The organism is Roseobacter sp. GAI101 (assembly GCF_000156335.1).
Taxonomy (GTDB): Bacteria; Pseudomonadota; Alphaproteobacteria; order Rhodobacterales; family Rhodobacteraceae; genus Sulfitobacter.
The window spans coordinates 3,343,219-3,360,147 of sequence record NZ_DS999213.1 but is presented as its reverse complement, the minus strand read 5'-3'; the positions used below and the strand labels follow the sequence as shown (position 1 = coordinate 3,360,147).

The 16,929-nt window shown below is 58.6% G+C and carries 18 protein-coding genes and 1 tRNA gene; 3 read left to right on the top strand and 16 right to left on the bottom strand.

The features are described 5' to 3' along the window. Entirely contained in the window at positions 1-327 is a 327-nt protein-coding gene (locus RGAI101_RS15870; RefSeq protein ID WP_037228527.1) for a hypothetical protein, read from the top strand. Here RGAI101_RS15870 and RGAI101_RS15865 read toward each other — a convergent pair whose 3' ends face one another. From RGAI101_RS15865 to RGAI101_RS15815, 10 genes are all read right to left on the bottom strand, one after another. Beyond that, positions 328-771 carry a molybdenum cofactor biosynthesis protein MoaE gene (locus RGAI101_RS15865; protein WP_008229250.1) on the bottom strand — a complete coding sequence of 148 codons (444 nt, stop codon included), beginning with the start codon at positions 769-771 and terminating at the stop codon, positions 328-330. A gap of 1 nt (position 772) precedes the next feature. After that, positions 773-1,018, bottom strand: coding sequence for a molybdopterin converting factor subunit 1 (gene moaD / locus RGAI101_RS15860; protein WP_008226268.1), 246 nt, complete (start codon positions 1,016-1,018; stop codon positions 773-775). Beyond that, entirely contained in the window at positions 1,018-1,683 is a 666-nt protein-coding gene (pgsA, locus tag RGAI101_RS15855) for a CDP-diacylglycerol--glycerol-3-phosphate 3-phosphatidyltransferase (protein ID WP_008225120.1), read from the bottom strand. Before pgsA ends, moaD begins: the two co-directional genes overlap by 1 nt. Before the next feature lie 121 nt (positions 1,684-1,804). Beyond that, on the bottom strand, positions 1,805-3,670 hold the full coding sequence (uvrC, locus tag RGAI101_RS15850; protein ID WP_008227212.1) for an excinuclease ABC subunit UvrC: 1,866 nt from the start codon (positions 3,668-3,670) through the stop codon (positions 1,805-1,807). 286 nt (positions 3,671-3,956) lie between these two features. After that, positions 3,957-4,736 (bottom strand): SDR family oxidoreductase, encoded by a 780-nt coding sequence (locus RGAI101_RS15845; RefSeq protein WP_008227247.1) that lies wholly within the window; start codon positions 4,734-4,736, stop codon positions 3,957-3,959. A 15-nt stretch (positions 4,737-4,751) separates the two neighbouring features. Continuing rightward, positions 4,752-5,705, bottom strand: coding sequence for a calcium/sodium antiporter (locus tag RGAI101_RS15840; RefSeq protein WP_008228785.1), 954 nt, complete (start codon positions 5,703-5,705; stop codon positions 4,752-4,754). A 173-nt stretch (positions 5,706-5,878) separates the two neighbouring features. Next, positions 5,879-6,676 (bottom strand): S49 family peptidase, encoded by a 798-nt coding sequence (locus RGAI101_RS15830; protein ID WP_008226790.1) that lies wholly within the window; start codon positions 6,674-6,676, stop codon positions 5,879-5,881. A 52-nt stretch (positions 6,677-6,728) separates the two neighbouring features. After that, on the bottom strand, positions 6,729-7,490 hold the full coding sequence (locus RGAI101_RS15825) for an ABC transporter permease (RefSeq protein ID WP_008228401.1): 762 nt from the start codon (positions 7,488-7,490) through the stop codon (positions 6,729-6,731). Continuing rightward, positions 7,487-8,416 (bottom strand): ABC transporter ATP-binding protein, encoded by a 930-nt coding sequence (locus tag RGAI101_RS15820; protein WP_008227893.1) that lies wholly within the window; start codon positions 8,414-8,416, stop codon positions 7,487-7,489. The genes RGAI101_RS15825 and RGAI101_RS15820 overlap by 4 nt, the downstream gene beginning before the upstream one ends. Before the next feature lie 64 nt (positions 8,417-8,480). Continuing rightward, entirely contained in the window at positions 8,481-9,005 is a 525-nt protein-coding gene (locus RGAI101_RS15815) for a CoxG family protein (protein ID WP_008226835.1), read from the bottom strand. 109 nt (positions 9,006-9,114) lie between these two features. On the opposite strand from RGAI101_RS15815, the gene RGAI101_RS15810 reads away from it, so the two are divergent. Next, on the top strand, positions 9,115-10,095 hold the full coding sequence (locus tag RGAI101_RS15810) for a DMT family transporter (RefSeq protein ID WP_008225148.1): 981 nt from the start codon (positions 9,115-9,117) through the stop codon (positions 10,093-10,095). On the opposite strand, the gene RGAI101_RS15805 is transcribed toward RGAI101_RS15810, so the two are convergent. From RGAI101_RS15805 to RGAI101_RS15795, 3 genes are all read right to left on the bottom strand, one after another. Then, positions 10,092-11,057 (bottom strand): NADPH:quinone oxidoreductase family protein, encoded by a 966-nt coding sequence (locus RGAI101_RS15805; RefSeq protein ID WP_008226541.1) that lies wholly within the window; start codon positions 11,055-11,057, stop codon positions 10,092-10,094. The genes RGAI101_RS15810 and RGAI101_RS15805 overlap by 4 nt on opposite strands. Positions 11,058-11,154: 97 nt before the next feature. Next, positions 11,155-12,498 (bottom strand): sensor histidine kinase, encoded by a 1,344-nt coding sequence (locus RGAI101_RS15800; RefSeq protein ID WP_008227992.1) that lies wholly within the window; start codon positions 12,496-12,498, stop codon positions 11,155-11,157. Continuing rightward, positions 12,495-13,166 (bottom strand): winged helix-turn-helix domain-containing protein, encoded by a 672-nt coding sequence (locus RGAI101_RS15795; protein ID WP_008226170.1) that lies wholly within the window; start codon positions 13,164-13,166, stop codon positions 12,495-12,497. The genes RGAI101_RS15800 and RGAI101_RS15795 overlap by 4 nt, the downstream gene beginning before the upstream one ends. A gap of 159 nt (positions 13,167-13,325) precedes the next feature. Here RGAI101_RS15795 and RGAI101_RS15790 point away from each other — a divergent pair, with 159 nt between their 5' ends. Next, the gene (locus RGAI101_RS15790) at positions 13,326-14,444 is read left to right on the top strand and encodes a Do family serine endopeptidase (protein ID WP_008225417.1); all 1,119 of its coding nucleotides are present in this window, start codon (positions 13,326-13,328) and stop codon (positions 14,442-14,444) included. A gap of 217 nt (positions 14,445-14,661) precedes the next feature. On the opposite strand, the gene RGAI101_RS15785 is transcribed toward RGAI101_RS15790, so the two are convergent. The 3 genes from RGAI101_RS15785 to RGAI101_RS15775 form a co-directional block, all read right to left on the bottom strand. Beyond that, positions 14,662-15,012: a DUF6614 family protein gene (locus tag RGAI101_RS15785; protein WP_037228525.1), complete on the bottom strand. Its 351-nt coding sequence runs from the start codon at positions 15,010-15,012 to the stop codon at positions 14,662-14,664. A gap of 214 nt (positions 15,013-15,226) precedes the next feature. After that, positions 15,227-15,303, bottom strand: a tRNA-Arg gene (locus RGAI101_RS15780). Between the two features lie 240 nt (positions 15,304-15,543). Beyond that, the gene (locus RGAI101_RS15775) at positions 15,544-16,929 is read right to left on the bottom strand and encodes a sensor histidine kinase (protein WP_008225488.1); all 1,386 of its coding nucleotides are present in this window, start codon (positions 16,927-16,929) and stop codon (positions 15,544-15,546) included.

The window sequence follows — 16,929 nt, the reverse complement described above, 5'->3', positions numbered from 1 at the left end:
ATGAGCAGAACCGAATTTGTCATCGCGACCGCGATCATCCTGTTCGTCGCCTTCTGCCTGGGGTGGTTTGCGAACTGGCTCTTGCACCGCTTTACCCGCGTGGCTGCCGACGACGTGGCACAGCTGGACCGGATGAGCCAGGAACTACACGAAGCCGAAGAAACCCGCGATCAGGCGATCACCTACCTGCAACAACGCGAGGCGGAGCTGACCAACCAGCTAAGCCAGACTGAAGCAGAGCTGCGTGCCGCCATGGATGGCCTGCGCGACGCCCGTCACGAGGCGGAAGAAATGCGCAGCTATATCGACCGCCAGCAGGCGGGCTGATCACCAGCGCGCCAGGGCGTCCTCGTCCTCATCCTTGGATTCGACCCATTCCGCACCGCTGGCAGTAATCTCGCGCTTCCAGAACGGTGCCCGTGATTTCAGGTAATCCATCAGGAATTCAGCCGCCTCGAAAGCGTCCTTGCGATGCCGCGCTGCGGTGGCCACCATCATAATCATCTCACCGGGAACCAGCCGCCCGTAGCGATGAATGACCAGCGCATCCCCAAGCGAGAATCGATCAATCGCCGTCTGCGCCATCGACTTCAACGCCGATTCCGTCATGCCGGGATAATGTTCAATTTCCATGGCCTGAAGGGGATCACCGGGCAAATCGCGCACGATGCCGGTAAAGGTCACGATCGCGCCCATATCCTTGTGCCCGCTTGCGAATTCCGATGACACGTCGCCCAGATCAAACGGACCTTCCTGCACCGAAACATGCATGTCAGCCTCCGGTCATCGGTGGAAAAAACGCGACCTCACGCACACCGGCCAAGGGAGCGTCAAAATCGGCCAGCTCTTGGTCGACGGCAACCCGAAGGCTGCTCAGATCCGAAAACGCCATATCATAGCGGTCTTCGCGCGCGCGCAGTTCAGCCACCAGATCGGCCACCGTGGCCGCATTGGTCTGGACCTGCTCGCGGGGCAGACCGATCCGTTCGCGGACCCATGCAAAATACAAAACATCCATCACCGTGTCTCCGTCAAATGCGGCAGCGCCTTGCGCAAATAGTCAAAGCCAGTGATCGCCGTCAGCGTAGCTGCAATCCACAGCAGGCCAAGTCCGATCCGCCCGGCCCAGATCATGCCGTCCAACTTCCAGTTCAGCCCGTGAATGTCTTCCTGCTGGCCCATCAGAATGGCCGATACCAGTTCATCATTCATGCCAAGAATCGACATCCCGAAATAATGCTCGAACACACCCTGGCTGAACAGAACCGCAATCGCCACCATCTGCGCCGTGGTCTTCCACTTGGCCAGTTGCGTGACCTTGAGCGTGCCCGAGACATTCCCCAGATACTCCCGCAATCCCGAAACGAAAACCTCACGAAACAAGATCACCGTGGCAGGCAGAACCAGCCAGGGCGACCAGCTTGAAAACGCGATGATGACCATCAACGCGATCACCACCATCGCCTTGTCAGCGATCGGATCCAGCATCGCACCCAGCTTGGTCTCCTGCTTCCAGGCCCGTGCAAGATAGCCGTCAAACCAGTCCGTAATCGCCGCAGACACAAACAGCAGCATCGCCAGACCATCCGCAAAAGGCCTGGTAAAATACAAAAACATCACAGCCACACCCGGTGCCGCGATCAGACGCATCAGCGTCAGGATATTGGGGACATTCCACTTCATTCCCGCACTCTACAGCGCAAGGCACAGAGGGGAAAGCACCAACATATCCGCTTCATTTTGCAAAATAAACTCCCCGCGGAGCGTCCCGCCCTTGCAAATCATGATCACGCCCGCGGCCCCATCAGCCACGTTCGTGGAAAAAAGCGTAAATCCGCTCTGCCAATGCCCGCGAGACACCGTCAACAGCCAACAAATCGCTCAGATTCGCGCGGCCCACGGCCTTGGCGGATCCGAAATGCGCAAGCAGGGCCCGCTTGCGCGCCGCGCCGACACCGGGCACCTCGTCCAGCGGTGTTGCGCCGACCGCCTTGGCCCGCTTGGCGCGGTGGGTGCCGATCGCAAAGCGGTGTGCCTCATCCCGCATGCGCTGGATGAAATACAACACCGGATCATTATGCCGCAGCGCCATCGGCCGCTTGCCGACGCGGTGGAACTCTTCCTTGCCCGCATCGCGGTCAACGCCCTTGGCGACACCGACCATCGGAATATCCTCGACCCCGTATTCGCGCATGATAGAGGCAACGGCGCTTACCTGCCCTGCCCCGCCATCGATCAGCAGCAGATCGGGCCACATGCCCAGTTTGCGGTCGGGGTCTTCCTTTAGCAGACGTTTGAAACGCCGGGTCAGCACCTCTTTCATCATGCCAAAGTCATCACCGGGGGTCAGTTCATCTCCGCGAATGTTAAATTTGCGGTACTGGTTCTTCATCATGCCGTCCGGCCCGGCAACGACCATCCCCCCGACCGCATTGGTTCCCTGAATGTGAGAGTTGTCATAGACCTCGATCCGCTGCGGCGACGCAGGCAATTCGAAAGCGTCGGCCAGACCTTTCAGCAGATTGGTCTGGGTCGCTGTCTCGGCCAGTTTGCGGGCCAGCGATTCGCGCGCGTTACGCAAGGCACCGTCGACCAGCTCTGCCTTTTCGCCGCGTTGCGGGACCAGCAGTTCGACCTTGCGGCCCAGTTTGCCTGACAAGGCATCCGCCATCAGATCGGGGTTCTCGATCTCGTTCGACAGGATCAACTGCCGCGGAGGTTCGCGGGTGTCGTAGAATTGGCCGATGAACGCCTCCAGCACCTCGGCGGCGTCCACGTCCGGACCGACGCGGGGATAGTAATCGCGATTGCCCCAGTTTTGATTGGCCCGAATAAAGAAAACCTGCACGCAGGCCTGTCCCTGATCCAGATGCAGCGCGATGATATCGGCTTCGGACACACCTTGAGGGTTGATGCCCTGTGCTGTCTGAACCTGTGTCAGCGCCTTGATCCGGTCGCGTAGGGCGGCAGCGCGTTCGAACTCCATCGCCTCGGACGCGGCAGCCATATCAGCCGCAAGGCGCACCTGAATATCCGTCGATTTACTATTCAGGAACTTCTGCGCATCCTGCACCGTCTTTCGATATTCCTCGGGCGAGATTTTGCCCACGCAAGGGGCCGAGCACCGCTTGATCTGGTGTTGCAGACAGGGCCGCGTGCGGCTGTCGAACATCGCATTGGAACAATCACGCAGCAAGAACACGCGTTGCAACTGGTTCAGCGTCCGGTTCACCGCGCCCGCGCTGGCGAAGGGGCCATAGTAATTGCCCTTTTCCTTTTTCGCACCGCGGTGTTTTTTGATCTGGGGGTAATCGCCATCCGCCGTCACCAGAATGTTCGGAAAGCTTTTGTCGTCGCGCAGCAACACGTTGAACTTGGGCTTGAGCTGCTTGATCAGGTTTTGTTCCAGCAGCAGCGCTTCGGTTTCGGTCTTGGTGGTCAGAAACATCATCGACGCTGTGTTCGATATCATCCGCGCGATGCGCCCCGAATGCCCCGATGACCGCGCATAGTTGCTGACCCGCGCGCGCAAATTGCGCGCCTTGCCGACATACAGAACCCTGCTCTCGGAATCGAGCATGCGGTACACGCCGGGCGAGCTGTCAATGGTCTTAAGATAGGATTGAATGACCTCATGGCCAGTCTTTGGGGTATCGGTGGTCTCAGTCATTGATTCGGCTTCTTTGGCTGAAGTGCTGCAATAGCTTGGCCTTGGCGACAAGGAAAAACATACCCCCTACTCCTGTGGATAACTGTGCAGATAACTTTCTGTGAAATCGAAATTTCCCTTGTTTTTAACGGCCTTCCCTTGATCGCACAAATTTTAAGCACTTTTTTAACGCACTGTTTTCAAACGTTATTTTTATAAACCACCTGCAAGCCACTGATAACAAGGTGCTATTTGTAACAGATTTGTTAACTACCTCCACCAAAGTGCAAAACTTTCGGAGCGTCGGTTATTCGAGGCCCTGTGCATCCGGCGTGCGCCATCCCAGATGCTGCCCGCCATCCGTGCATAAAAGCTGTCCGGTGACCGATGGTGCGTCCAGAAAATACCCCAAAGCGGCGCTGATGTCTTCCGGGTTCGACCCACGCTCGAGAATCACCCGCGCGCGTTGATTGGCAAAATGATCTTCGGTCTGGTTGGCCCCTTTCAACGTCGGGCCCGGTCCGATCGCATTGACCCGGATCGTCGGGGCCAGCGCTTGCGCGGTGGTCTGTGTCATCGCCCACAGCCCCATTTTGGCGATCGTATAGGTCATAAACTCGGGTGTCAGTTTGCGCACCCGTTGATCCAGCATGTTGATGATCAGACCGGCCCCCCGGGGTTCGCCCCTGTCATCAGTTTCGGCAACCAGCCCCTGCGCCGCCATCGCCTGGGTCAGCACGAACGGCGCGCGAAGATTGCTGCCGATATGACGGTGCCAGCTTTCTTCGGTGGCGGTCGCAACGTTGTCATATTCAAAGATCGACGCGTTGTTGATCAGGCAGGTGATCGGCCCGCCCAACGCTTCCAGTGCGCGGGGGAAAAGGTTTTGCGTCTCGCTTTCGTTCAGCAGATCAGCCTGAACGGCAACCCCGCGCTGGCCTTTCGCGGCAAGCTGGGCGACAACCTCGTCCGCGCCCTCGCAAGACGTGTTGTAATGCACCGCAACGTCAAAGCCGCGATCACCCAGATACAGCGCCATCGCACGCCCCAGACGTGCACCTGCCCCCGTTACCAACGCATGTTTCATGGCTTGGTCTTTCTCTTAAATCAGCACAGCAGTCAGGTAGAGCGCGTAGATCGCACAAAGTGCAATGCCCCAGATCCGCGTTATATCCCGCCCAAGATAAACGAATGGGATCAGCAGCAACGACGCGCCCAGCATGACCCACAAGTCAAACTGCAAGAACTCGGGGTCCACCTCGATCGGGCCAACCAGACTTGCGACACCGATGATCCCCAACAGGTTGAAGATATTTGAGCCGATCACATTGCCCAACGCCACATCTGCCTGACGGCGCAACGCGGCCATCACGGTCGTTGCCAGTTCGGGCAAGGATGTTCCGATGGCGACCAGCGTCAGACCGATCACCGTATCGCTCACGCCGTAAGCCCGCGCGATGATCGAAGCATTATCGACCAACAGGCTGGCCCCCAGCGGCAGACCGACCAAACCCAGCACCAAAAACAGCGCGATGCGCCAGCCGGGCAGGTCCGGATCAGCCCCCTCGGGTTCCTCCAGATCGTCTGCGGCGGCGTCCTTTGCCCCTTCACGGTGCTTTTGGCTGTCGCGAAAGGCGTCGAACAGGACAAATCCCAGACAGGCCAACAGGATCAGACCCGCCCAGACATCATAGACGCCGCGCAAGGCCAACAGCATGAACAGGACCGATGCTGCGATCATCATGTTGAAGGTCTTCCGGGTCTTGCATTCAGACGTGTGCATCGTCGCAAGCAGCGCAGGAATGCCCAGCACCATCAGAATATTGGCCGTGTTCGACCCCACGACATTGCCCAGGGCAAGGCCCGGAGCCCCCTCAAGCACAGCCTTGATCGAAATCAGCAGTTCGGGTGCGGACGTCCCGAAAGCGACGATGGTCAGACTGACGATCAGCGCAGGGACGCCAAGGCGCAAGGACAGGTTGACCGCCCCTTTGACCAAGGCATCGCCCGCAAGCAGCAGAATAGCCAACCCAAGAACACTTAGAACCCAAGGCATAATCATCCGCGCTTCCCCCCACAGCCGCAGGGGCCCTTGCCGATGCGGAACCGTCCGCAGGAATTACATTTTTTCTGGGTTAGCGTCTTGCCGCCCAGCCAATGCATCTTGCCGAACCATGCAAGCGTGCCCATGGCGACCAGAAACAGAATAACGACTTTAAGAACCATGATTTACAGGCCGAACTGCGCATAGGCGGCGCGCTCTTCGATACTGTCAACCGCATCCCCGATGATCTGCGCGCCAAAGCGTGACAGCAGACCTTTCTTGGTGCCGTACCGCGCGAACTTTACCTTGTCGCCAAAGCGTTCTTTCAGGAACGGTCGCAGGTGGCCGATGCCATCGATCAAACCCAATTCAGCCGCGCGCTTGGCCAGCCAGATTTCTCCGGTGAACAGATCCACATCGGGTGCCAGTTTGTCGCCCCGCCGTGCTTTGACGTGGTCGATGAAATTGGTGTGGATGTCATTAAGGATGTGTTTCAGCCGTTCGACGTCCTCGGGTTTCTCCGGGCGGAACGGGTCAAGCATGGATTTCGACTGACCTGCGGTATAAACGCGCCGTTCAATCCCATGACGGCTGATCAGTTCGCTCGCGCCGAAGGATGACGAAATGACCCCGATGGACCCAACGACGGAACTTGGGTCGGCGTACACCTCGTCAGCCGCGGCGGCCAGCCAATACCCCCCCGAAGCAGCGACGTCTTCGACGAAAGCAATCACGGGAATTTTCTTTTCATCGGCAAGCCGCCGGATGCGTGCGCCGATCAGGGACGACTGTACAGGGCTGCCCCCGGGCGAACTGATCTCGAGGGCGACAGCCACGGGTTTGCCGCGGCTGAAGGCTTTGTCGATCGCGGGTCCGATGCCACCGTCGTTCAGGCCGCCGCGTGCGCGGCCCCCGATTACGCCGGAGAGGCGGATAACGGCGACGGTGGGATGCTTGGGGAGGAAAGGAAGATAATTTATCATATCGCTCCATGTAGAGTGCGACCCGTCGCCAAACAAGGCAAGCGCCGGATACTTATTGCCGAATTCGCCAGCCTGTGCGGAAAATCCACCAGATCACCGCGAGGCACAATGCTGTGAACCCGGCAATCGCCAGCAGGCTTGTAACGATCGGCACGTCCGCCGCCCCGAAGAACGACCACCGGAAGCCCGAAATCAGGTACACCACAGGATTGAAATGCGAGATTACCTGCCACACGGGCGGCAACATGGAGATCGAATAAAACGATCCGCCAAGGAACACCAAAGGCGTGATGATCAGCAAGGGCACCAGTTGCAACTGTTCGAAATTGCCCGCCCAAATACCGATGATAAAGCCGAACAAGGAAAAGCTGATGCAGGTCAGCACCAGAAAAACGACCATCCAGAAGGGGTGTGCTATGGTAATATCGACAAAGAAAAACGCGGTCATAAGGATAATGACCCCGATGAACAGCGCCTTGGTTGCCGCAGCGCCGACATAGCCCAGCACAATCTCGATAAAGTTGATCGGGGCGGACAGCAGTTCGAACACCGTGCCGATGAATTTCGGGAAATAGATGCCGAAGGACGCATTGGAGATCGACTGCGTGATCACGCTGAGCATGATCAGACCCGGCACGATGAACGCGCCGTAGCTGATGCCTTCGACCTCTTGAATGCGGCTGCCGATGGCCGCGCCGAAGACCACGAAATAAAGCGATGTGGACAGGACGGGCGAGACGAAGCTTTGGGTGATCGTGCGGAAAAAGCGCGCCATCTCGAATTTGTAGATGGAATTGACTGCGATCCAGTTCATGCCGCGTCCTCCTTGAGCAGATCCACAAAGATTTCTTCCAGACTGCTTTGCGAGGTTTCAAGATCCGTCAGAACAAGCCCGGCAGCGGCAACATCGGACAGAAGTTTCGTGATCCCGGTGCGTTCTGCACGGGTGTCATAGGTATAGATCAGCGTGCTACCGTCTTCGGACAGGGTCAGCGCGTCTGACACCAAACTGGCGGGAACGGCATCGATTGGCTTGGTCAGATGGACCTGAAGCTGTTTCTTGCCCATCCGCGCCATCAGCTTGTTCTTGTCTTCGACCAACAGCAATTCACCATGAGCGATGACGCCGATGCGGTCGGCGATGGCTTCGGCCTCTTCGATGTAATGGGTTGTCAGAATGATGGTGACGCCATCGGCCTTGAGACCTGCCACGATTTCCCACATGTCGCGACGCAATTCGACGTCGACGCCGGCGGTCGGTTCATCCAGAAACAACACGCGCGGCTCGTGGGCCAACGCCTTGGCGATCAGCACCCGGCGCTTCATACCACCTGACAACGCGCGGATCTGGCTGTCTCTTTTATCCCAAAGCGACAGCTGACGCAGGATTTTTTCCAACGCAGCGTCATCTTTGGGCTTGCCGAACAATCCGCGGGAAAACCTTACGGTGCTGATGACTTTTTCAAAGGGTTCAAGGTTTATTTCCTGGGGAACCAGACCGATCATCCCACGGGCCGCGCGGTAATCGGTGATCGTGTCATGCCCCCCGACCTTGACGGTCCCGCCGGTTGCCGTGGTAATCCCGCAAACCGTTGAAATAAGGGTTGTCTTGCCCGCACCATTGGGCCCGAGCAGCGCTAAAATTTCGCCCTGTTTGATCTTGAGAGTGACCCCTTTGAGCGCCTCGAACCCATCGGCGTAGGCTTTGCGCAGGTCGTTGATTTCTACAATATCTGGCATCGAAGCCTCCGGATGATTTTGCCGGAAACTAGCCTGATTAGCAGCGGGTTAACAGAGGTGCTGTTCAGGTCTTTTCGCGGCCGAACCAACCCTTTTTCTTCGATTTGCCGTCTGCTGCCTCATCGGTTGCGTGCGCGCCCTCATCGGCTGGCCCCTCAAGCGTTTCTTGCAGGTTGTTAAAGAACTGATCGGCCATCTTTTTCGCGAAACCATCAATGATCCGGCTGCCAAGCTGCGCCAGCTTGCCGCCGATCTTTGCCTCGACATCATAGGTCAGTTCGGTTCCGCCGTCTTTTTCAAGCAGCGTCACGACCGCGCCGCCCTTGGCGAAACCCGCTGCACCGCCCTTGCCTTCGCCCGTGATCGTGATCGACTGGTCAGGCACCATGTCGGACATCACAACTTGCCCCTTGAATGTCGCCTTCACCGGGCCGACTTTTTGCACGACTGTCGCCTCGAAACCTTCTTCTGCGGAACCGGACACCTCGGTCGCACCGGGCACACATTTGATCAGCATGTCGGGGTCCAACAAAGCGGCGTAAACTTCGGCGGGCGTGGCTGCGATCTGGCGGGTATCTGACATTTGCATGGGCGGTATCCTTGTGCAGGCGGTGTTTTCGACAACCTAGCCCAGATGCAGCCCCCGCGCCAAGATGAAACGCGCTGGACAGGATACCCAAAGGTGGTAAGTCTCGAATATGAATGCAGATGCACATAACAGGTCGGGAGCTGCCATCGGTTTCGTTTTGGCCGGAATCCTGGCGATTTCGATCAATGATATGCTGATCAAAAAGCTCTCAGGTGGCTACCCCCTCCACGAGATCGTATTTGCGCGGGCCTTTATCGGCATTCTGTTCAGTCTTGTGCTGGTCCAGCTTGAGGGCGGGTGGCGCATTTTGAAAACCACCCAAGCGCATTGGCATATTCTGCGCGGCCTGCTGGTGGTCGTGGCGAATATGACCTTTTTCCTTGCCCTTGCCGCGATTCCCTTGGCGGATGCAACGGCGTTGTTCTTTGTGGCCCCGCTGTTCATCACGCTTTTGTCGATCCCTATCTTGGGCGAAAAAGTCGGCATCATGCGATTGACGGCGGTGGCCGTAGGGTTTGTCGGGGTGATCATCATGCAGCGGCCTTGGGCCGATACGCAGGCTTTGCAAGTCTCAAGGCTTGTATTATTGCTTCCGGTAATCTCGGCTCTGACCTATGCATTGAACCAGTTGATGACCCGCCGTCTGGGCGTTCACAGCAAAGCATCCGCCCTATCGATATACATTCAGGGGACGTTTCTGATCGTATCGCTGGGGTTCTTCCTGATTGCAGGCGATGGCCGTTTCGTCGACGCCAACAGCGCGCCGTCCATGCTATTCTTGTTGCGGGAATGGGTCTGGCCCGCGCAAGAAGATCTATGGGTATTTCTGGGCCTCGGGGTCAACGCGGCGGTGATCGGCTATTGCCTAAGCCAGGCCTACCGCATCGCGGATGCCGCCACCGTCGCACCGTTTGAATACATCGGCTTGCCGCTTGCCGTGTTCTGGGGCCTCGTGATCTTCGGAGACCTGCCCGTCTGGGAGATCTGGGTCGGCATCGCGCTTATTCTGGGATCGGGGCTTTTCGTGTTCCTGCGTGAACGCCAAAAAGCTCGCCGCCTGCTGAAGACTCGGCCCCTGCGCAGTATTTAGCCCGCCACCTGCACCACGACCTTGCCGGTCGCCTTGCGACTGCGCAGCAGATCCAGCGCCTCGTTCGCCTGTTCCAGCGGCAGCACATGGCTGACATGGGGTTTCAGCTGACCCGCGACATACCAGTCGATCAGCGTCTTGAAGCTGTCTGTCAGCACCGAGGGTTTGAACTTTTTATAGCCGCCCCAGAACAGGCCCAGCACGTTCAGGTTTTTGACCAACAGGATGTTCGCGGGAATTTGCGGCACCTCGCCCGAGGCAAAGCCCAGCGGCAGCAGCCGCGCTTCGGGGTTGCAGGCGCGCAGGGCCGCCTTGAATTGATCGCCGCCAATCGGGTCATAGACCACATCGGCACCGCCAAGGGATTTGACGATCTCGCGGATATCGTCCGTGTCGGAATCAATCAGATGATCGGCCCCTGCCGCGCGGCAAATCTCGAGCTTGGCCTGGCCGCGTGCGCAGGCAATGACTTCTGCCCCCATCAGCTTGCCCAGTTCGACCGCCGTCAGCCCCACACCGCCGGATGCCCCAAGCACTAGCAGGCGTTCGCCCGGTTGCAGCCGCGCCTTATAGTCCAGCGCCACGTGGCTGGTACCATAGGCAATCAGAAAGGCCGCGGCGTCGACCGATGTCATCCTGTCCGGGATCGGCACGCAAATATCGGCGGGGACCGCTGCGTATTCGGCAAGGCCGTGAAAGCCGCTATAGGCCGCGATGCGCTGCCCCACCTTCAAGTCCGTAACACCGTCACCAAGGGCCGTGACCGTCCCCGCAAGCTCCATCCCCAGGGTGACGGGCAGCGCGGGCTTTTCCTGATAGGTGCCTTTGATCACCAGCAGATCGCCGAAGTTCAGACCGCAAGTATCGACCTGAACAAGAACCTCTCCGGCCCGGGGCACCGGCACATCAAGATGCTGAAGGGTCAGGGGCTGGTCATAGGCGGTGACTTGCATGGCGCGCATGGGGCGGGTCCTTTGATTTGGCTGGATGCGAATGGGCCAGAGGTCGGGCGATTTTGCAACCCCATCCGCGCGTCACCTTTCAAAGGGCAATCGATCTTCAAAAAACGATCCGCACCCTCAGCCCGGGTGCATTGTCCAGCAGGCCCAGCGCACCCCCGTGCAGTTTCACGACCCCATCCACCAGGCTTAGCCCCAGCCCGTTGCCCGGCGTGTTCCGGCTGGTATCCAGACGGTAAAGCCGGCGCAGTACCTTTTCACGCTCGGCTTCGGGGATACCCGGACCGTTATCCGCAACCTCAAGTGTGGGGCGGCCCTGGGACATGCAAAGCGATACGCTGATCCGGCTGCCCTGTGGCGTATGGCGCAGTGCGTTTTCGATCAGATTGGCCAATACCTGCCCCAACAGATTCTTGTCGCCCTGCACAAGGACCGGATCCTTTGGCACCTCGCAAACCAGCGATTGGTCCTTGGCCATGGCTGCGGGCTCGTACACCTCGGTCATGGTCTGGCACAGACGGTTCAGATCGACCGGCTTGAAATGCGCCTTGGGCGAACCGGCTTCGACGGATGCGATCTGCAACAGCGACTGGAACACCGATGCGATACCGGTCACCTCGTCCTGCGCCTTCGCCAGCAACGCACCGTCCTCGGTTTCGGGCGGGACGGTGCGGGCAAGGTCATCCAGATGCACGGCGACCCGCTGTATCGGCGTTTTCAGATCATGGGCAATGTCAGAAGACACCTGCCGAAGCATCTGGGTTTGCGCCTCTTGCGCGCTGGCCATCTGGTTCACCTTGTTGCCGATCCGTACCAGGTCATCCGCCCAATGGGGCGACACCCTGACCCGCGCGGAAAGATCGCCATTGGTCAGATCATCCAGCGTGCCACCGATGACCTCGACGTGATGTTTGCTGCGCCTGGCAAGATAAAGCCCCCCAGAAAGGGCGATCAATACGGTCGGCAGCAGGCTGATCAGCAGGATGTTCAAAAACACTGTGCGCAGCGCTTCGATCTGCGCGCGGCTGCGTGCCACGGTCAGTTGGCCCCCGTAAAGCCGGGTGGTCAGTGACAGATAATCCCCGTCATATTCCGCCCGGTCCCGCGCCAGCGACACAATGTGATAACCTTCATCGTCGCGCGCAATCGCACCGTTTCCATAGATGCGCCCGGACGGCATGATATAGCTAAGGATCACGCGGCCCGGGTCGGCATCGCGCGATTCCCCCTCCACCAGCAAGGCGACTGCCCGCGCATTGGGGGCGGCGCGAAAGCCCGCGATGTCCTGTTCCAGATCCGCTCGGATCGCCGTTTCAAACGAATTCTGCGTCACCGCATAGCTCCCCGCGAGGCTCAGCAGGCTCACGGTCGAGAACAGCAGCACCAGCAAAAGTGCCAGCCGTACCGGCATGGAGCGCCACAGGTGCGCAATCCGCCCTGTCATCCGTCGATCCTGTAGCCCGCGCCGCGCACCGTATGGATCAGTTCGCGGTCAAAGGGCTTGTCCACCTTGGCGCGCAACCGGCTGATATGGGTTTCGACGACGTTGGTCATCGGATCAAAGCTGATGTCCCAGACCGCCTCGAGCAGCATGGTGCGCGTCTGCACCCTGCCCTTGCGGCGCAACAGATGTTCCAGCAGGGCAAATTCGCGTGGCAGCAGATCAATGTCCTGACCGCCCCGCGTGACCTTGCGGGTGATCAGATGCATTTCCAGATCACCGGCGCGCAAGACGGTATCCTGCTCCAACACCTGCGGCCTCCGCGCAAGGGCTGCGACGCGGGCGGACAATTCTCCGAAGGCGAAGGGTTTGACCAGATAATCATCGCCCCCCGCGTTCAACCCGCTGATCCTGTCATCAACGCTGCCCATTGCGGTCAGGAAAAGCACGGGCGTGGTGTTCCCCGCACCGCGCAAGGTCTTGACCAGCGTCAGCCCGTCGACCTCTGGCAACATCCGGTCGATGACCAACACGTCATAGCTGCCCGAACTGGCCTGAAACAGCCCCTCGCGGCCATGGGGTACCAGATCGACGGTATGCCCCTCTTCGCGCAGGCCCCGCGCGATATAGCTGCCAGTGGTGGCGTCGTCTTCGACTACAAGCAGTTTCATTTTTGCCGGCTCCGTTCCAAATATACTGTTTCGATACCCCATATAGGCACGTCTGACAGCAGTGCAGTGCAGCCTAACAAATTTGTATAGCACGCTGAAACACTCTGTAAGACTGGGCTGCCATCTGGGTGTCATCCCTGAAGACATAAGGAAACAGACATGACATCCCTTTTCAAAGCCCCCCGCCGCGCAGCCCCGTTCGTTCTGGCAGCGGCCCTCGCCTCGACTTCGGCCCTTGCCCTGGCCCCGACCACGGCCCTTGCGGTACCCGCAGGCGGGTACGCCGATCTGGTCGAAACCATCTCGCCTTCGGTGGTGTTTATCGAAGTGTCCGGCCAGGCCGCGCAATCCGGCCCCAAGATGGAAATGCCCCAAGGCATGCCCGAAGAATTGCGCCGCCGGTTCGAACAGATGATGCCCAACGGCGATGCGCCCGCGCAGCCGGTTCAGGGGCTTGGTTCGGGCTTTATCGTGTCGAAAGACGGGCAGATCGTGACCAACAATCACGTAGTCGAAGGCGCAGACAAGGTCACCGTGAAACTCTCCGATGGCCGCAGCTTTGACGCAACTGTCGTCGGCAGTGACTCGATGACCGATATTGCCCTGCTCAAGATCGAAGCGGATGTCGACCTGCCCGCCGTTACCTTCGGATCGTCGGATGCCATGCGTGTGGGCGATGAAGTGGTCGCCATGGGCAACCCCTTTGGCCTGGGCGGGACCGTCACCACCGGAATCGTGTCGGCCAAGTCGCGCAACATCCACGCAGGCCCCTACGATGATTTCATCCAGACCGATGCCGCGATCAACCGCGGCAATTCGGGCGGGCCGCTGTTCAACAACGCTGGCGAGGTGATTGGCGTGAACACCGCGATCCTGTCCCCCGGTGGCGGCTCTGTCGGGATCGGATTTTCGGTGCCCTCTGATCTGGTGCAGACGATCGTCGCGGATCTGGCCGATGACGGCACCATCACCCGCGGCTGGCTAGGCGTGCAAATCCGCCCGATGACCGCCGAAATTGCTCAGCTTCTGGGGTATGACGCGCCGAAAGGTGCGGTGATCGAGGCCGTTGGGGATGATAGCCCCGCCAAGAAAGCGGGGTTGGTGAAGGGTGATATCATCTTGTCGTTCAACGGCACCGCAATCGACGAACTCCGCGATCTGACCCGTGCCGTGGCCGAAACCGACCCCGACGAGACGGCTGATGTCGTGGTCCTGCACAAGGGCGAGCAGGTCACGCGCGCCGTCACCATCGGTACTTTGGCCGCGAAAGAGGCCTAAACACGTCTGCCAGCGGGCTTACCTCGTCCAGTCTGGAAGACCCACGTCGGCGGATGGTTAGATCCGCCGACGTCTGCCCGCCAAGATGCGGTGCGGTGCGCATGCCCCCTGTAGCCGAGACGTTATCGGGGCATGCAAGCCTTTTACAACGATTCAGGTCGTTTCTTCGGAAAGTTCGCAGTGATTGTCGGTGTTCGGGGTGAAGATGCGTACCCCATCAAATCAGGGCCATTCTTTCCGCGCGTTCAGGATCCGGGAAAGGGCGGTAAAGCGCAATATCGACCTCCCCCACCATTTGATGAACGGTGGTATAAAGTCTCTCGACGTTTTCATCGCTGGTGGCTGTGAACCGAAACGCCATATCCAGTTGGGTCATATCCTCGACCTCAATCTCCAGCAGAAAATCACGGGCACGCGGTGCACCGAAACCCAATTTTCGCCGACATAACCGCCAAGACTGAATGACGCCGCTGGATTTCAGATGCCCCATCCACGCCTCGACAGCGACGGCAAACCCAACAGCTTTTGCGTTGTCTCGTAAATCTACTGAGCAGTGATAAAGGTTCATGCAAATCCCCTGACAAAATGCAGGGCTACACTTGCAGAAGAACGCTACCAAAACCTTAAGCGATGTAGTGCAGGGCCTCGGCGAAAAGCTGTGAAGCCTAGATTGACGGAAGCAGTCCGGTCAATCTTACGTCATACCTGAACACCGGTCAAAGATGATGAATATCATCCGACAAGCGATACCGTTCTAATCAAATTGTCCAAGAAGGTTGAAGTGGTGCACCCGGAGCGATTCGAACGCCCGACCCCCTGATTCGTAGTCAGGTACTCTATCCAGCTGAGCTACGGGTGCACTAGCCACCAAGCATTCGTTCGTCGCTTGATGTTGGGGGTGGAATAGGGTGCGCGCCCGTCAGCGTCAAGCAGAAAAATCCACGTTGCAGGTTTAAAATTCGACACCATCAAAACATCCAAAAGCGCCAAGACGAATTTGGTCCCCCCGCCCGGCAATCATCTTAATGCCCGCACGAATTGGCCGCGTTCATCTAAGGGATTGCCAGCACCCGGCAGCACGCAGCTTACAAAACCGGCACTAAAAGGTACCGTCGCCTTTCGGCAGGGTTATCTTGAATACGGTACCCGAAGCGCCTGTTTCCACCAGTTCCAACGCGCCACCATGACCGCGCACCAATTCAGCAGCGATTGCCAGCCCAAGGCCCGAACCGCCCTTGCGTGCACCGCCCCTGAAGGCCGTGAACAGATGCTCTTGCGCCTTTTTCGGCAAGCCCGGGCCACTGTCATGGACTTCGATGCACCAGTTTTTCGGATGATCCAAGGCCGTCACGCTGATGTGGCCGGGCTGTCCGGTTGCGGCAATCGCCTGACGTGCGTTGCGGACCAGATTGGCCAACACCCGGAAAATCTGTTCGGGGTCGGCACGGATCATCAAATCCGGCGGGATATGAGCGGTAAAGCCGATCTTGGCGTCCCCTACTGCCAAACGCTCGCTGACCATGACATCATCGACGATGTGATCCAGCGAGACGACCGTGAGCGTCGGACTGGGTTCTTCCGCCTTCCCAAAAGCGAGCGTCGATTCGCAAAGATGCACAGCCCGGGTGATCGAACTGACCAGCTTGGGGGCCATCCGTTTGACAGTGGGGTCTTCGGACATCTCGATCCTGTCGGTGAACAGCTGCGCCGAGGTCAGGATATTGCGTAAATCATGGCTGATCTTGCTGACAGCCTGACCCAATTGGGCCAGTCGTTCTTTTTGGCGCAAGGCCTGTGTCAGTTCCGTTTCAAGCTTCATCAACGCCTCTTCGGCCTCGCGGACCTCGGTGACACCGGCAGAGGGCGTGATGATGCGCCGCGCATCTTCGGGGGCCAGCGCATAGTTCTGCATATGCCCGACGACGCCCTTGATCGGCTTTAGCAAAAACGCCCGCATCGCCAGAAACAGCAAAAAGGCAGTGATGAAAGAGATCACGGCCGAAAGGATGAGGATACGAATGCCATAATCAAGCATTGCCGAGCGCAACGGGGCCGTTTCCATCGTGATCTCGATCAGCAGGCCTGCGTCCTGCACCGGGGCACCGATAACCCGGATCACCCCGTCCTGGGTATCGGCCAGTTGCAAGAATGCGTCCCTCACCAGAACCAACGCAGAGGCATTGCGCAAATCATAGGTCGCCTTGATCGTCAGCGGCATTGGCGATGACAGCACAAGCTGGCGCACCTCGTTGCGGCGCAGCACCACGTTGAACACCTCGGCAGTGCGCAGCAATTCAGCCTCGAGCGCGGGGTCGATCATGTCATTCGCCAGCAAGGTCAAAGACGCGATCTGCGCCCGTTGAAGCCGGTTCATCATGTATTCTTCGCGAAACCGCGCGATTGACGGCACAAAAATCAGAACTTCGGCCAACATCACGAAGACGGTGGTCAGGATCAGCAATCTACCAGAGAGGGACCGGAACAT

Bases quoted from the DNA above. Each gene is read 5' to 3' on its own strand.
- RGAI101_RS15805 (WP_008226541.1), bottom strand. From the start codon at position 11,057: ATGCGCGCCATGCAAGTCACCGCCTATGACCAGCCCCTGACCCTTCAG.
- RGAI101_RS15785 (WP_037228525.1), bottom strand. From the start codon at position 15,012: ATGAACCTTTATCACTGCTCAGTAGATTTACGAGACAACGCAAAAGCT.
- RGAI101_RS15845 (WP_008227247.1), bottom strand. From the start codon at position 4,736: ATGAAACATGCGTTGGTAACGGGGGCAGGTGCACGTCTGGGGCGTGCG.
- RGAI101_RS15795 (WP_008226170.1), bottom strand. From the start codon at position 13,166: ATGAAACTGCTTGTAGTCGAAGACGACGCCACCACTGGCAGCTATATC.
- uvrC (WP_008227212.1), bottom strand. From the start codon at position 3,670: ATGACTGAGACCACCGATACCCCAAAGACTGGCCATGAGGTCATTCAA.
- pgsA (WP_008225120.1), bottom strand. From the start codon at position 1,683: ATGAAGTGGAATGTCCCCAATATCCTGACGCTGATGCGTCTGATCGCG.
- RGAI101_RS15775 (WP_008225488.1), bottom strand. From the start codon at position 16,929: ATGTTCCGGTCCCTCTCTGGTAGATTGCTGATCCTGACCACCGTCTTC.
- RGAI101_RS15870 (WP_037228527.1), top strand. From the start codon at position 1: ATGAGCAGAACCGAATTTGTCATCGCGACCGCGATCATCCTGTTCGTC.
- RGAI101_RS15800 (WP_008227992.1), bottom strand. From the start codon at position 12,498: ATGACAGGGCGGATTGCGCACCTGTGGCGCTCCATGCCGGTACGGCTG.
- RGAI101_RS15810 (WP_008225148.1), top strand. From the start codon at position 9,115: ATGAATGCAGATGCACATAACAGGTCGGGAGCTGCCATCGGTTTCGTT.
- RGAI101_RS15820 (WP_008227893.1), bottom strand. From the start codon at position 8,416: ATGCCAGATATTGTAGAAATCAACGACCTGCGCAAAGCCTACGCCGAT.
- RGAI101_RS15815 (WP_008226835.1), bottom strand. From the start codon at position 9,005: ATGCAAATGTCAGATACCCGCCAGATCGCAGCCACGCCCGCCGAAGTT.
- RGAI101_RS15790 (WP_008225417.1), top strand. From the start codon at position 13,326: ATGACATCCCTTTTCAAAGCCCCCCGCCGCGCAGCCCCGTTCGTTCTG.
- moaD (WP_008226268.1), bottom strand. From the start codon at position 1,018: ATGGATGTTTTGTATTTTGCATGGGTCCGCGAACGGATCGGTCTGCCC.
- RGAI101_RS15865 (WP_008229250.1), bottom strand. From the start codon at position 771: ATGCATGTTTCGGTGCAGGAAGGTCCGTTTGATCTGGGCGACGTGTCA.
- RGAI101_RS15840 (WP_008228785.1), bottom strand. From the start codon at position 5,705: ATGCCTTGGGTTCTAAGTGTTCTTGGGTTGGCTATTCTGCTGCTTGCG.
- RGAI101_RS15830 (WP_008226790.1), bottom strand. From the start codon at position 6,676: ATGATAAATTATCTTCCTTTCCTCCCCAAGCATCCCACCGTCGCCGTT.
- RGAI101_RS15825 (WP_008228401.1), bottom strand. From the start codon at position 7,490: ATGAACTGGATCGCAGTCAATTCCATCTACAAATTCGAGATGGCGCGC.